At 66.6% G+C, this 13294-nt stretch carries 12 protein-coding genes; 8 read left to right on the top strand and 4 right to left on the bottom strand.

Annotated features, from left to right (window positions below; translation table 11 throughout):
• Positions 1-41: 41 nt before the first annotated feature.
• Both C1927_RS18565 and C1927_RS18560 read left to right on the top strand, forming a co-directional pair.
• Positions 42-1013, top strand: a complete 972-nt coding sequence (locus tag C1927_RS18565) for a YafY family protein (protein ID WP_108747437.1) — start codon at positions 42-44, stop codon at positions 1011-1013.
• 28 nt (positions 1014-1041) lie between these two features.
• Positions 1042-1836 carry a MetQ/NlpA family ABC transporter substrate-binding protein gene (locus tag C1927_RS18560; RefSeq protein WP_079223577.1) on the top strand — a complete coding sequence of 265 codons (795 nt, stop codon included), beginning with the start codon at positions 1042-1044 and terminating at the stop codon, positions 1834-1836.
• Positions 1837-1897: 61 nt separating this feature from the next.
• Here C1927_RS18560 and glpK read toward each other — a convergent pair whose 3' ends face one another.
• The 3 genes from glpK to C1927_RS18545 form a co-directional block, all read right to left on the bottom strand.
• A complete protein-coding gene (gene glpK / locus C1927_RS18555; protein WP_079223575.1) occupies positions 1898-3397 on the bottom strand; it encodes a glycerol kinase GlpK in 1500 nt (499 codons plus the stop codon).
• 68 nt (positions 3398-3465) lie between these two features.
• Positions 3466-4947: a glycerol-3-phosphate dehydrogenase gene (gene glpD / locus C1927_RS18550; protein ID WP_108747883.1), complete on the bottom strand. Its 1482-nt coding sequence runs from the start codon at positions 4945-4947 to the stop codon at positions 3466-3468.
• A 168-nt stretch (positions 4948-5115) separates the two neighbouring features.
• Positions 5116-5745 (bottom strand): OmpW family outer membrane protein, encoded by a 630-nt coding sequence (locus C1927_RS18545; RefSeq protein WP_079223573.1) that lies wholly within the window; start codon positions 5743-5745, stop codon positions 5116-5118.
• A gap of 186 nt (positions 5746-5931) precedes the next feature.
• On the opposite strand from C1927_RS18545, the gene C1927_RS18540 reads away from it, so the two are divergent.
• From C1927_RS18540 to lpdA, 3 genes are all read left to right on the top strand, one after another.
• Positions 5932-6447: a DNA-deoxyinosine glycosylase gene (locus C1927_RS18540; protein ID WP_108747436.1), complete on the top strand. Its 516-nt coding sequence runs from the start codon at positions 5932-5934 to the stop codon at positions 6445-6447.
• Between the two features lie 167 nt (positions 6448-6614).
• Positions 6615-8327: a dihydrolipoyllysine-residue acetyltransferase gene (gene aceF, locus C1927_RS18535; protein WP_079223569.1), complete on the top strand. Its 1713-nt coding sequence runs from the start codon at positions 6615-6617 to the stop codon at positions 8325-8327.
• Positions 8328-8434: 107 nt separating this feature from the next.
• Positions 8435-10243, top strand: a complete 1809-nt coding sequence (gene lpdA, locus C1927_RS18530) for a dihydrolipoyl dehydrogenase (protein WP_108747435.1) — start codon at positions 8435-8437, stop codon at positions 10241-10243.
• A gap of 127 nt (positions 10244-10370) precedes the next feature.
• Here the strand turns inward: lpdA and C1927_RS18525 are convergent, their stop codons facing one another.
• Positions 10371-11189, bottom strand: a complete 819-nt coding sequence (locus C1927_RS18525) for a hypothetical protein (RefSeq protein ID WP_108747882.1) — start codon at positions 11187-11189, stop codon at positions 10371-10373.
• A 477-nt stretch (positions 11190-11666) separates the two neighbouring features.
• Between C1927_RS18525 and C1927_RS18520 the strand changes: the two genes are divergently transcribed.
• From C1927_RS18520 to atpE, 3 genes are all read left to right on the top strand, one after another.
• The gene (locus C1927_RS18520) at positions 11667-12035 is read left to right on the top strand and encodes a hypothetical protein (protein ID WP_174208699.1); all 369 of its coding nucleotides are present in this window, start codon (positions 11667-11669) and stop codon (positions 12033-12035) included.
• A 30-nt stretch (positions 12036-12065) separates the two neighbouring features.
• Positions 12066-12866 (top strand): F0F1 ATP synthase subunit A, encoded by an 801-nt coding sequence (gene atpB, locus C1927_RS18515; protein ID WP_079223562.1) that lies wholly within the window; start codon positions 12066-12068, stop codon positions 12864-12866.
• 71 nt (positions 12867-12937) lie between these two features.
• Entirely contained in the window at positions 12938-13243 is a 306-nt protein-coding gene (atpE, locus tag C1927_RS18510) for a F0F1 ATP synthase subunit C (RefSeq protein ID WP_005411133.1), read from the top strand.
• The last annotated feature ends 51 nt before the right edge of the window (positions 13244-13294 follow it).

The raw sequence follows: 13294 nt of genomic DNA, 5'->3' as shown, positions 1-13294 counted from the left end.
AGCCCCCACACAACGCCCGCGACTCGGACATAATCAGGGGCATGGACCGATACGAACGCATCACCGCCCTGCATCGTCTGCTCAAGTCCGCGCGCTATCCGGTGACGGTGGCGACCCTGCAGGACAAGCTCGGTTGTTCCCGTGCCACCGTCTACCGTGATCTGGCCTTCCTGCGCGACGCGCTGATGGCCCCGATCGAGGGCGACGGCGAGGCCGGCTTCCGCTACATGGCTGACGAGAGCGATCGCTTCGAGCTGCCCGGGCTGTGGCTCAGCTCGGAGGAGCTGCACGCCCTGCTGGCCTCGCAGCACCTGCTGGCGCGCACCGGCGGCGGCGTGCTGTCGTCGGTGCTGGCCCCGCTGCAGCAGCGCATCGAAAGCCTGCTGGCGGCCCAGGCCGGTGTCTCCAACTGGCCGGTGGACCGGGTGCGGGTGATCCCGCACCGCGGCCGCAAGTTCGATGAAGGCAGCTTCCGCACCGTTGCCTCGGCCGTGCTGGAGCGCAAGCAGTTGGCGTTCGAGTACCGCGCCCGCTCCACCGACGAGTCGACCCGGCGCACCGTCTCGCCGCAGCGTCTGACCCACTACCGCGACAACTGGTACCTGGATGCCTGGGACCACGACCGCGAAGCCCTGCGCAGCTTTGCCGTGGATCGCGTGCACAAGGCGCGGGTGGTCGACAGCGGTGCCCGCGACGTGGCCGAATCCGAGCTGGACGAACAGCTGGGCGCCAGCTACGGCATCTTCTCCGGCCAGCCCAAGGGCTGGGCAACCATCCTGTTCAGCGCCAAGGCCGCGCGCTGGGTGGCCGACGAACACTGGCATTCCAAGCAGCAGGGCCGTTTCCTGCCCGATGGCCGCTACGAGCTGAAGGTGCCCTACAGCGTCTCGCGCGAGCTGCTGATGGACGTGCTGCATTACGGTTCCGATGCCGAGATCGTCGAGCCGGTGATGCTGCGCGAGCAGGCCAAGGCGCTGCTGGACCTGGCCCTGTCCAACTACGAAAACTCCTGATCCTCCCCCCGAGAGACCCGTTGCCCCCATGAAGAAGACCCTGTTGCTGCCCCTGTTCGCCGCTGCGCTGGCCCTGACCGCCTGCGGCAAGTCCGGCGAGCCTTCGCAGAAGCTGGTGGTGGCCGCCACCGCCGTGCCGCACGCGGAGATCCTGGAGGTGGTCAAGCCGATCCTCAAGGAGGAAGGCGTGGACCTGGACGTGCGCGTGTTCAACGACTACGTGCAGCCCAACGACCAGCTCGTGCAGAAGCAGGTGGACGCCAACTACTTCCAGACCGAGCCGTACCTGGATGCCTACAACCGCGACCGCAAGACCGACCTGACCAAGGTGATCGGCGTGCACATCGAACCCTTCGGTGCGTACTCGCGCAAGGTGAAGTCGCTGGCCGACCTGCGCGAAGGCGCCGACGTGGTCATTCCCAACGACCCGAGCAACAACAGCCGCGCGCTGATCCTGCTGCACAAGGCCGGCGTGATCGAGCTGAAGGACCCGAGCAACGCCCTGTCGACCCAGCGCGACATCATCGCCAACCCGAAGAAGCTGAAGTTCCGCGAGCTGGATTCGGCGATGCTGCCGCGCGTGCTGGACCAGGTCGACCTGGCCCTGATCAACACCAACTACGCGCTGGATGCGGGCCTGAACCCGACCCAGGACGCGCTGGCGATCGAGAGCAAGGACTCGCCGTACGTGAACTTCCTGGTCGCGCGCCCGGACAACAAGGACGACGCCCGCGTGCAGAAGCTGGCCAAGGCACTGACCAGCCCGCAGGTGAAGGCCTTCATCGAAACCAAGTACAAGGGCGCGGTGCTGCCGGCGTTCTGACCCTGCGGTAGTGCCGGCCGCTGGCCGGCATGGGGTTGCCGGCCAGCGGCCGGCACTACCTTCAATCGACGTGGAAGGCGAGGGTGGCGGCCACGGCCTGCTGCCACCCGGCATACAGCCTCTCGCGTCGCGCCGGGTCCATCTTCGGCTCGAAGCGCTGGTCCAGGCCCCACTGCGCGGCAATCTGCTCGCGGCTTTCCCAGAACCCCACCGCCAGGCCGGCCAGATAGGCTGCCCCCAGCGCGGTGGTTTCGGTCAGCCGTGGCCGCAGCAGCGGTACGCCGAGGATGTCGGCCTGGAACCCGGCCAGGAAATCGTTGCCGATCGCACCGCCATCGGCGCGAAGTTCGCTCAGGGCAATGCCCGCATCGGACTGCATCGCATCGAGCACGTCACGCGTCTGGTAGGCCATCGCCTCCAGCGCAGCGCGCACGAAGTGCGCCTTGCTGGTGCCCCGGGTCAGGCCGAACATCGCGCCGCGCACATCGCTGCGCCAGTACGGCGCGCCCAGGCCGACGAAGGCCGGCACGAGATAGACCCCGCCGCTGTCGTCCACCTTCGCTGCCAATGCCTGGCTGTCGCTGGCGTGGTCGATCATGTGCAGCCCGTCGCGCAGCCACTGCACCACCGATCCAGCAATGAAGATCGACCCTTCCAGCGCATATTCCACGCGCCCGCCGATGCCCCAGGCGATGGTGGTCAGCAGGCCATTGCGCGAGCGCACCGCCTGCGTGCCGGTGTGCATCAGCATGAAACAGCCGGTGCCGTAGGTGTTCTTGACCATGCCCGGCTGGAAACAGGCCTGGCCGAACAGCGCCGCCTGCTGGTCACCGGCGATGCCGGCGATCGGGATCGGGTGGTCGAAGAAGAACTGGGGCCGCGTATGCGCGTACACCGCGCTGGAATCGCGCACGCTGGGCAGCATCGCGCGCGGGATGTCCAGCAACGCCAGCAGGTCGTCGTCCCATTGCAGGGTGTGGATGTTGAACAGCAGGGTACGCGCGGCGTTGCTGTAGTCGGTCACGTGGGCCTGGCCGCCGCTCAGGTTCCAGACCAGCCAGCTGTCGATGGTGCCGAACAGCAGTTCGCCACGTTCGGCGCGCTGCTGCGCACCGTCCACGTGGTCGAGGATCCAGCGCACCTTGGTGGCCGAGAAGTAGGCATCGATCAGCAGGCCGGTGCGCTCGCGGATCAGGGCTTCATGGCCATCGGCGCGCAGCCGTTCGCAGATGGCCTGGCTCTGCCGTGACTGCCAGACGATGGCATTGTGGATCGGCTGGCCAGTGGCGCGGTCCCACACCACGGTGGTTTCGCGCTGGTTGGTGATGCCCAGCGCGGCGATCTGCCGCGGGTCGATCTGCTCGCGGCTGAGCAGTTCGGTCATGGTTGCGTAGACGCTGGTGAGGATCTCGCGCGGATCGTGTTCCACCCAGCCCGGCTGCGGGAAAACCTGGCTGAATTCACGCTGCGCGCTGCCGACGATGTTGCCGCCACGGTCGAACAGGATCGCGCGCGAACTGGTGGTGCCCTGGTCGATGGCCAGCACGTAGCGGGGCGTCATGGGGCGTCTCCGGTGGTGGTGGGGAAATCGTAATGCATCGGCCACGATCCGCCGGGCACGGTCCGGCGCTACCGATCCTGCATCCACGCCTGCAGGCGTGCCACCTGCGCTGCATCCAGGCGCAGGCCCAGCTTGCTGCGTCGCCACAGCACGTCCTCGGCGGTCCGTGCCCATTCGTGCTGCTGCAGCCACGCCACCTCGCGCGCGTGCAGGCCACTGCCGAAGTCTTCCCCCAGGTCGGCCAGCGTGCTCGCGCCATCGATCAACGCCGCGCTGCGGCTGCCATAGGCTTCGGCCCAGCGCCGGGCAAGAGGTGCGGGCAGCCAGGGGGCGAGCCGCTGCAGCTGCGCCCACGCCGCATCAGCATCGCCCCAGTCACTGCCGGGCAGGGCATCGCCGCGTGCCGTCCATGCCGGGCCCATACCGGGTAGATGCGCACGCAGCAGATCCAGGGCTTCTTCGGCCAGCACGCGGTAGGTGGTCAGCTTGCCGCCCAGCACGTGCACGGCCGGTGCGCCGCCGCCCTGCAACTGCAGCCGATAGTCGCGGCTCAGCTTCGCCGCCTGCGGATCGGTGGCGGCCAGCAGCGGGCGCACGCCGGCAAACTGCCAGACCACGTCGGCGGCGCGGATCGGCTCGCGCAGGTAGCGGTTGGCGGCCGCGCACAGGTACTCCACTTCCGAAGGCAGGACGCTGCAGCGTGCCGGGTCGCCGCGGTAGTCGGTATCAGTAGTGCCTACCAGCAGGTGGTCGTGCGCGAATGGCAGCAGGAACACCACGCGCCCATCCGGCTGCTGCAGCAGGCAGGCACTGTGCGTGGGCCAGGGCCGGCGCAGGACGATATGGCTGCCCTGCACCAGGCGCAGCGCGGGCGAGCCGTCGCCCGGCAGCATGCGCTGCAGCAGGCCACCGGCCCACGGCCCGGCCGCGTTGGCCACGGCGCGGGCCTGCACGGTGTGGGCCTGGCCGTCGCGGTCTTCCAGCGTCGCCCGCCAGTGCGTGGGTGTCTGCTGCAGATCCGTGCAGCGCGTACCGGTGAGGATGCGTGCGCCCCGGCCGGCGGCATCCAGCGCGTTGAGCACCACCAGCCGCGCATCGTCCACCTGTGCGTCGGCATAGCTGAAGGCCTGCTGCAGGTGTGGGGCCAGCCAGCTGCCGAGTGCATCGCCGGGCAGCTGCAGCGAGCGCGAGGCGGGGAAAGCCGGGCTGCGCCGGCCCAGATGGTCGTACAGCCACAGGCCCGCGCGCAGCATCCAGCGCGGTCGCAGGTGCGGTTCCCACGGCAGCACGAAGCGCAGCGGATGGACCAGGTAAGGCGCCTGCCGGCGCACCGTCTCGCGCTCGCCCAGCGCCTTGCGCACCAGGCCGAACTCGCGTTGTTCCAGGTAGCGCAGGCCGCCATGGACCAGCTTGCTGCTGGCACTGGAGGTGTGCGCGGCCAGGTCATGCTGTTCGCACAGCAGCACGCGCAGGCCGCGGCCGCTGGCATCGCGGGCGATACCGGTGCCGTTGATGCCACCGCCGATCACCAGCAGGTCGATTTCGTGCATGGTGCCCCCCATCCCTCGGTGAAATCGACCGGTAGAGTCGACTGCTAGTCGACTGCTCCTCAACGGCAGTCGACTAGCAGTCGACTCTACCAGCCGAATCCGCGGTGGCGGAAACAACAACGGGCCCCGCAGGGCCCGTCGTTTCAACACAGTGGGGCAGGCAACCGCTTAGAAGCGTGCGCCGATGCCGAAGCCCACGGTCCACGGGTCAAGCTTGGCTTCGCCAACCTTCTGGCCGGCAACCTTCAGGTCCGGGCGCGAGTGCATGTAGCGGGCATCGGCGCGGGCGAACCAGGTGGAGTTGATGTTCATGTCCACGCCCACCGTGCCGATGGCACCCTTGGCATCCTTCAGGCGGATGTCATCGCCACCGGCGAAGTTTTCATTGCTGAAGGCCGACTGGAAGTAACCCACGCCCACGAACGGACGGAAAACGTTGTCAGCCTGGCCGAAGTGGTACTGGCCGCTCAGCGCGACCGGCTGCTGTTCGACGCTGCCCAGGCGGGCATTGCCCGGACCCTTGACGCGGTGGTCGAACTTGTCGGCAGCGCCCCACAGCTCAACGGCCCAGTTGTCGTTGACGTAGTAGCTGAAGCTGACGGTCGGCGCCGGGCCGCCGTCGACCTTCTTGATGCCGTCGATCGGGTCATTCTTCGGCTGCAGCAGCGACACGCCGCCAACCACGGCAAAATGCTTGCCCGAGGCGGTGTCGGTGGCGCTGCTGTCCTGCGCGAATGCAGCAGGTGCGAAGGCAGCGGAGGTCAGAAGGGCGAGGCTCAGGATACGGATGGAACGCATGGGGGAATCTCCTGTCGTTTCTTTTTTTGGGCCCCCGGTTGCGGGGCGATGTCACCGTAGTCGCCCCAACATGAATCGAATCCGACGCGCGTTAAAATTTGGTTCCAACTGTTCAGCGGGCAGCGCGAAACCGCTGTTTTATAGGGGTTTTAGGCAGATGCGATCATTCATGCAGTTGGAGGAAACGTGAGCAGCGAAGCGTTGTGCATCGGCCTGCCTGCGCGTGTGGAGGCCGATTGCCGCGTGCTCGTGCTCGGCTCGATGCCCGGTGTCGCGTCGCTGCAGGAACAGCAGTACTACGCGCATCCGCGCAACCGCTTCTGGCCGTTGCTGGGTGATCTGTGCGGGTTCGATCCGGCGCTTGCCTACGAGGCGCGGCTGCGCGCGCTGGCCGACGCCGGTGTCGGCCTGTGGGATGTGATCGGCCAGTGCCAGCGGCGCGGCAGCCTGGATGCGGACATCGTGCGCGGATCGGAAGTGCCCAATGCGCTGCCCGCGTTGATAGCCGGCCTGCCGCGTCTGCGCCTGGTCGCCTGCAATGGCGGCGCGGCCTGGCAGGCGCTGCAGCGCTGGGTTGTGCCGGATCTGGCGGCAGCGCCGGCCCTGCTCGCGCTGCCGTCCACCAGCCCGGCCAATGCCGCGTGGTCCCTGCCGCGCCTGCGCCAGGCCTGGCAGCCGCTGGCTGACGCGCTGGCGACATGAAGCGGACATCGTCGGGACAATACGCTACCGACTGGAAGTGCCCGCAGGCCTTTGGCAACAGCGTGTCCCGGCGGCGTGCGTACTGAAAACACCTGTAACGGTTGGCGCTGGCCCCCTCTGGCCGCACAATAGACGTTTCCCTACACCAGATTGCCGGAGTTATCCCCATGGCCGAAATCAAGGAAGCACTTGTCCCCGATATCGGTGACTACAGCGATATCCCGGTAATCGAGGTGCTTGTCGCCGTCGGCGACACGGTCAAGAAGGACCAGGGCCTGGTGACGCTGGAAAGCGACAAGGCCACGATGGAAGTGCCGTCCTCGGTCGCCGGTGTGGTCAAGGAAATCAAGGTCAAGGTCGGCGACAACCTCTCCGAGGGCAAGGTCGTGGCCCTGATCGAAGTGGCTGAAGGCGAGGCTGCCAAGCCCGCCGCTGCCGCCCCGGCCCCGGCCAAGGCCGCTGCCCCGGCTGCCGCCACCCAGAGCGCCCCGGCCCCGGCCGCTGCAGCGCCGGCCGCCCCGGCTGCCAGCGGCGGTGCCGTTGAAGCGCTGGTGCCGGACATCGGCGATTACACCGATATCCCGGTCATCGAAGTGCTGGTCGCCGTCGGCGATACGGTCAAGAAGGACCAGGGCCTGGTCACGCTGGAAAGCGACAAGGCCACCATGGAAGTGCCGTCCTCGGTCGCTGGCGTGGTCAAGGAACTGAAGGTCAAGGTCGGCGACAACCTGTCGCAGGGTGCCGTGGTTGCCATCATCGAGGCCGAAGGCGCTGCCGCGCCGGCCCCGAGCAAGGCCGCCGCTGCCGCTGCCCCGGCCGCCGCCGAAACCGCCACCAAGGTCGAGCCGGTCGCCGTTCCGGCCCAGCCGGACAAGCTGGCCGCCCGCGAGATCGCCTCGGCCGGCACCCCGGCCAGCCCGCCGGTGCAGTTCAACGCCGATGGCGTGCTGCCGGCCAAGGTGCCGTATGCCACCCCGGCCGTGCGCGTGTTCGCCCGCGAACTGGGCGTGGACCTGCTGCAGATCAGCGGCACCGAGAAGGGCGGCCGCATCACCAAGGGTGACGTGCAGAAGTTCGTCAAGGCCGCGCTGAGCGGTGGCGTGCCGGCTGCTGCCGGTGCTGCCGTCGCCGCCGGTGGTGGCCTGAACCTGCTGCCGTGGCCGAAGGTCGACTTCAGCAAGTTCGGCGAGACCGAAGTGCAGCCGCTGTCGCGCATCAAGAAGATTTCCGGTGCCAACCTCGCCCGCAACTGGGCCATGATCCCGCACGTCACCCAGTTCGAACAGGCCGACATCACCGACCTGGAAGGCCTGCGCGTGGCGCTGAACAAGGAAAACGAGAAGGCCGGCATCAAGCTGACCATGCTCGCCTTCCTGATCAAGGCCAGCGCCGCGGCGCTGAAGAAGTTCCCGGAATTCAACGCCTCGCTCGATGCCAGCGGTGAAAACCTGACCCTGAAGAAGTACTTCCACATCGGCTTCGCCGCCGATACGCCGAACGGCCTGGTCGTGCCGGTCATCCGCGACGTGGACAAGAAGGGCGTGGTGCAGATCGCGCAGGAAACCACCGAACTGGCCAAGAAGGCACGTGACGGCAAGCTGGGCCCGGCCGACATGAGCGGCGGCTGCTTCTCGATCAGCTCGCTGGGCGGCATCGGCGGCACCGCGTTCACCCCGATCGTCAATGCACCGGAAGTGGCCATCCTCGGCGTCTCCAAGTCGGCCATCCAGCCGGTCTGGAACGGCAAGGAGTTCGCGCCGAAGCTGATGCTGCCGCTGTCGCTGAGCTACGACCACCGCGTCATCGATGGCGCCCTGGCCGCACGCTTCACCACGTACCTGTCGCAGGTACTGGCCGACATGCGCCGCGTGCTGCTGTAAGGCACCGCTTCGCCCCCACCGTGCGGCCGCTGCCCCCTGGCGCGGCCGCGTGAACAGATGCAGTGACAGCCCGCCGGCACCGCTGGCCGGGCACGAGGAAAACCACCATGGCCACGATTGAAGTCAAGGTTCCCGACATCGGCGATTACAGCGATGTGCCGGTGATCGAAGTGTTGGTCGCCGTCGGCGATACGGTGAAGAAGGATCAGGGTCTGGTGACCCTGGAATCGGACAAGGCCACCCTGGAAGTGCCGTCCTCGGCCGCCGGCGTGGTCAAGGAAATCAAGGTCAAGCTGGGCGACACCCTGTCCGAAGGTGCCGTGGTCGTGGTGCTGGACGCTGAAGGCGCCGCCGAAGCCCCGGCCAAGGCCGCTGCACCGGCCCCGGCCGCCGCCGCCCCGGCCAGCAAGCCGCCGGTGACCCCGTCGCACCGCGCCCCGGCCGAACCGGCTGCGCCGAAGCCGGCGCTGTCCAGCGGCAAGCCGGCCGACATCGAATGCGAAATGGTCGTGCTGGGCTCGGGCCCGGGCGGCTACACCGCCGCCTTCCGCGCCGCCGACGTCGGCCTGGACACCGTGCTGGTCGAGCGCTACGCCAGCCTTGGCGGCGTCTGCCTCAACGTGGGCTGCATCCCGTCCAAGGCCCTGCTGCACGCCGCAGCGGTCATCGACGAAGTGGCCCATGCCGGTGATTTCGGCGTCGAGTTCGGCAAGCCGACCATCACCCTGGACAAGCTGCGCCAGTACAAGGAAAAGGTCGTCAACCAGCTGACCAAGGGCCTGGCCGGCATGGCCAAGCAGCGCAAGGTCCGCAGCGTGCAGGGCGTCGGCAAGTTCATCTCGGCCAACGAACTGGAAATCACCGCGGCTGACGGCAGCACCCAGCTGCTGCGCTTCCAGAAGTGCATCATCGCCGCCGGTTCGCAGGCGGTGAAGCTGCCCAACTTCCCGTGGGACGACAAGCGCGTGATGGATTCCACCGACGCGCTGGAGCTGGCCGAAGTGCCGGGCTCGCTGCTGGTCGTCGGCGGCGGCATCATCGGCCTGGAAATGGCCACCGTGTATGGCGCGCTGGGCAGCAAGGTCACCGTGGTCGAGTTCATGGACCAGCTGATGCCGGGCGCCGACAAGGACCTGGTCAAGCCGCTGGCCGACCGCCTGAAGAAGCAGGGCATCGAAGTGCACCTGAAGACCAAGGCCTCGGGTGTCACCGCCGATGCCAAGGGCATCACCGTCACCTTCGAAGCCGCCGAGGAAGGCCAGGCGCCGGCCCTGGCGCAGGGCACCTTCGACCGCGTGCTGGTGGCCGTGGGCCGCTCGCCGAACGGCAAGAAGATCGATGCCGAGAAGGCCGGCGTGCAGGTCACCGACCGCGGCTTCATCCCGGTGGATCGCCAGATGCGCACCAACGTGCCGCACATCTTTGCCATCGGCGACATCGTCGGCAACCCGATGCTGGCCCACAAGGCCACGCATGAGGGCAAGCTGGCTGCCGAAGTGGCTGCCGGCCACAAGAAGGAATGGGTCGCCCGCGTGATTCCGTCGGTGGCCTACACCAACCCGGAAATCGCCTGGGTCGGCGTCACCGAGACCGAAGCCAAGGCCAAGGGCCTGAAGGTCGGCGTGGCCAAGTTCCCGTGGGCCGCCAGCGGCCGCGCGATCGGCATCGGCCGTACCGAAGGCTTCACCAAGCTGATCTTCGACGAAGAGACCCACCGCATCATCGGTGGTGCCATCGTCGGCGTGCACGCCGGTGACCTGCTGGCCGAGATCGGCCTGGCCATCGAGATGGGTGCCGAAGCCGAAGACATCGGCCACACCATCCATGCCCACCCGACGCTGAGCGAATCGGTGGCGATGGCGTCGGAAATCTACGACGGCACGATCACCGATCTGTACATGCCGAAGAAGAAGTAACGCCTGCGCGTTGCACACGAAAAACCCGGCGAAAGCCGGGTTTTTTGTTGCCCGCACGGGGCGGGTGCATGAAAAAACGCGGCGCCGGTTGCCCGGGCGCCGCGATGGAGAGAGCTGTGCGTGAGGCTTAGAAGCTGACGCTGATGCCGGCCACCGGGCCCTTGAATTCCTGCTTCAGGCCGATGGTGCCGTCGCTGCCCTTCTTGTCGGCGTCGAGCTTGAACCAGTCGTAGCCGGCGAACACGCCGAAGTTGTCGGTGAAGCGGTAATCGACGATGGCGTTGGCGCGGCTGAGGTCGCCCTTGTAGTCATCGAAGCTGCCCCAGCGGGTGTTCAGGTACTGGCCCTGCAGGGTGATCATCCACTTCTCCGACGGGGTGAAGCTCAGGCGCGCACCCACCACCGGCGCCACGCCGTCGGTCTTCTCGTCCAGGAACTGGCCTTCATACACGGTGCCCAGGTCGGCATAGCCCTTGGTGCTGACCTTGGCGTACTCCGCACCCAGCTGCAGGCCGAAGTCGAACGTCTCGGTATCCACCACCGAGTAGTCGTACACCAGGCTGGCGACCTGGTACTTCAGCTCGGCCTTGACGAAGCTGTCGGCCGGCACGTTGACGTCGCCGAAGCTGATGTCCTGGCCCAGCGTTTCGCGGCGGTCCTTGTCGTACTTGAAGTAGTTGAACAGCAGGCGCTGGCGGTTGCTGATGCGGAACATGCCGTCGATGCGCGGCTCCCATTCCTTGCCGCCCAGCTTGAAGTCCTCGTCGAAGCCGACGTCCTGGCCGGCGATATCGCCGCGGCCGCGCAGCGTGTTGTCCGAGTCGATGTTCATGGCACCCAGGCGCAGGGCGAAGCGGTCATCGCCCTCGGCGGCGTGGGCGGCATTGGCGAACGATGCGCCAGCGGCGATCAGCGAGAGGGCGAGCAGGGTGGGTACGGGGCGCATCGACGTGTCCTTGCAGTGGTTCATTCGGGATGAAGGCCACTGTGCCGGACGTGCTCGTCCACCATTCGTGAACGTATGGTCCACGCGGTGTGGACGGTTCAGCGCTGTCACGCGCTTGCAAAGAACCGCGCCGCAGAAAGAAGATGGCCCCGGAGCGGACTACGGGGCCATCCTGGGACCTGCGGGGCGAAGCGTCGACGAGGTTGCTGCAGGCAGGTCGAAAGGTAGGACAGGGCGCGCGCGGGAAAGTTCCGCAGCCTGCGACCAAAGTTGAATGCGCTGCGCTGCAGCATGGTGCGGACGCTATTGTCCCCCCTGTGGGCCGTAAAAATCCTGCCGATTCGGCAACTTGCGGCTCCGGGGATGAACAGGCAGCGGTTGTCTCACAAATTGTCCCATTGCTATAATTTGGCGGCTCGATGAGGCACGCACGCTGTAACGGCCTCCGCCCTTCACAAGAACCATGTGGGACATCCTGTGCTGAACTCCGTTGAAGCGGGTCGGCGACTGATGCTGCGCGCCGCGGTCTATCCGCTGGTCGCAGTGGCTGTCCTGGCCCTGGCATTCCTGCTGCTGGCGGGGCAGAAGGCCGCACTGGGTGCGCTGCTGTCCGGCGTGGCGGTCTCGGCCGGGGGTTGGGTGGCGGCGCGGATGGCACTGAGCGGGGGTGCGGTCGCGGCAGGTTCGGCGATGGCTCGCCTGATCATTGCCGTGGTAGCGAAGTGGGCAGTCGTTTTCGGCGTCCTGCTGGCGGGTTTCCTGGTCTTCAAGCTGCCTGCATTGGCGCTGTTGGCCGGTATCGCCGTCGGTCTGATGTTCCAGGTCCTGGCTCTGGCCAGGCGTTGACAGAATTCAATTAACTAAGGTTCCGGACACATGGCGGGCGAGGCTCTAACCCCTACCAGCTACATCCAGCATCACCTGCAGAACCTGACCGCACCGGTCGGCAACGGCGAAGGGATGTTCTGGCACATCCACGTCGACACCTTCCTCACCGCCGTCCTGATGGGCCTGGTGATCGTGGTCGCGTTCTGGATGGGTACCCGCAAGGCCACCGCCGGCGTGCCGGGCAAGTGGCAGGCGTTCGTGGAAATCTGCCTGGAGTTCGTTGACCGCCAGGCCAAGGACACCTACCACGGCAAGAGCAAGCTGGTCACGCCGATCGCCATCACCATCTTCTTCTGGATTCTGCTGATGAATCTGCTGAAGATGATCCCGGCCGATTTCATCGCCAAGCCGCTGGAAATGGCCGGCGTGCACTACTGGAAGCCGGTTCCGACCGCTGACGTCAACGCCACCCTGGGCATGGCCTTCAGCGTGTTCTTCCTGATGCTGTTCTTCGCGCTGAAGTCGAAGGGCCTGCTGGGCTTCATCAAGGAATTCCTGACGGCGCCGTTCGGCAAGTGGATGATGCCGTTCAACCTGATCCTCAACATCGTCGAGTGGCTGAGCAAGCCGATCTCGCTGGCGATGCGACTGTTCGGCAACATGTTCGGCGGCGAAATCGTGTTCCTGCTGATCTGGGTGCTGGGTGGTGCCGGTTTCTTCGGTGCCATTGCCGGTGGTGCATTCGGTCTGGGCTGGATGCTGTTCCACCTGCTGGTGATCCCGCTGCAGGCCTTCATCTTCATGATGCTGTCGATCGTGTACCTGAGCCTGTCGGAAGACGCTCACTGAGTTTCAAGCTTCAACCAGTTTCACCTTCATCCGTTTCATCACCCTTAGCAACTTAGTTCCTGGAGATAACCATGTACTTCGCCGTCCTGACCAACTTCGCGCAGATTCAGAGCTCCACCGCCCTTGCCGTCGGCATCATGATCGGCCTGGCCGCGCTGGGCGCTGGCCTGGGTCTGGCCATCATGGCTGGTAAGTTCCTGGAGTCGGCCGCCCGCCAGCCGGAACTGATCCCGGTCCTGCAGGTCCGCATGTTCATCACCGCCGGCCTGATCGACGCCGCGTTCATCATCTCGGTCGCCGTCGGCCTGCTGCTGGCCTTCGCCAACCCGCTGTCGGCTGCCTTTGCTGGCGCCGTCACCAAGGCTCTGGCCGGCTGATACAGCGGTTTGAGACGACCGGGTGCTGATGCACCCGGTTTCGGATGAAGG

The organism is Stenotrophomonas sp. ZAC14D1_NAIMI4_1 (assembly GCF_003086775.1).
In the GTDB taxonomy this organism is placed as follows: Bacteria; Pseudomonadota; Gammaproteobacteria; order Xanthomonadales; family Xanthomonadaceae; genus Stenotrophomonas.
The sequence above is the reverse complement of the archived record's forward strand: the minus strand, read 5'-3'. Positions and strand labels throughout refer to the sequence as shown.